This is a genomic window from Streptomyces sp. SID14436 (assembly GCF_010548465.1).
Taxonomy (GTDB): Bacteria; Actinomycetota; Actinomycetes; order Streptomycetales; family Streptomycetaceae; genus Streptomyces.
This window is the reverse complement of the sequence record NZ_JAAGMD010000438.1, coordinates 1-1,049: the sequence shown is the minus strand read 5'-3', so window position 1 is coordinate 1,049 and position 1,049 is coordinate 1. Positions and strand designations below refer to the sequence as shown.

General features: G+C 79.4%; 2 pseudogenes. Both read left to right on the top strand.

Features of this window, described 5'->3' with window-relative positions:
- Positions 1 to 328: pseudogene (locus G3I53_RS15120) on the top strand (zf-HC2 domain-containing protein); the annotation flags it as partial.
- A gap of 154 nt (positions 329 to 482) precedes the next feature.
- Positions 483 to 1,049: pseudogene (locus tag G3I53_RS15115) on the top strand (hypothetical protein); the annotation flags it as partial.

The following is a 1,049-nucleotide window of genomic DNA, read 5'->3' as shown; positions in this document are numbered from 1 at the left end:
GCCCGAGTCCCAGCGGCGCCGCGGCCCCGCACCGATGATCGGCCAGGGCCGGCTGGGCGAGCCGCCGGCCGCACCCACCGGCATCTCCGCGCCGCTGCTGCCCGGACTCCCGCCGCCCGCAACCCGCGACCAGACCCTGACCGCGCCGATGATGGCGGGCGCGGCCGCGGTCTCCCCCCTGATACGCCCGCTGAACCAGCTCCCGCCGGTCTCCGCCGGATGGGCCACCCCCTCCGGCATCCGCCCGCCCAGCCTGCTCGAAGCGGCCCCCGCACCCGGCCCCACGTCGGCTCTGCCGCAGGCGTCCGCCTCCGGCAGGGTGCGCTGATCCCCGGTCCGTCCGGTGCGCGCGCGGGCGCGGACCTGATTGAATCCGGTGGGCGCGCCCAGGCCCACGCAGCCGGGTGCCGGACCGTGCTCCGTGGCCGCCGCGGCCACGGAGCCATGGGAGTCGAGGATCTGCGGCCAGCTGCGGGGAGAGCATGAACGAGGGGAAGCCGGGCCCACCGGGGGAGCGGGCGGAGACGCCCGACGACGTCGCAACGACGGAGACGACCGGTGCGACCGGTGCGCGCGAGACCGACCGGGACCATGACGGGGGCGGCACGCCCCCGCAAGGACCGCGGGAGTCCCGCACCGGTGCGCAGGACACGGCCGACGCACCGCGGCCGGCGGACGGCGGGGCGACGGCGCCCATGGCCGATACCGACGGCGACTTCGAGCTGGCCCGCCCCGCGGCCCCCGCCACCGACGCGGACGGCGACTACGCCCTCAGCGACCCCCAGAGCCCCGGACCGGAGCAGAGCGTGCCCACCCAGGGCACGGAACCGCACCCCGCTCCCGGCGCGGGGACGGGCGCCGGAGGCGGCACGGACGGCACGGTCCACGCCCCGGCCGTACCCGGCACCTCCCACGCCCCGGCCGTACCCGGCACCTCCCACGCCCCGGCCGTACCCGGCCCCTCCGGGGAGCCGGCCGGCCCGGCCGCGGCGGACGTCTCCGGCCCCGGACCGGAGCAGACCGTGCCCACCCAGGGCACGGAACCGCAC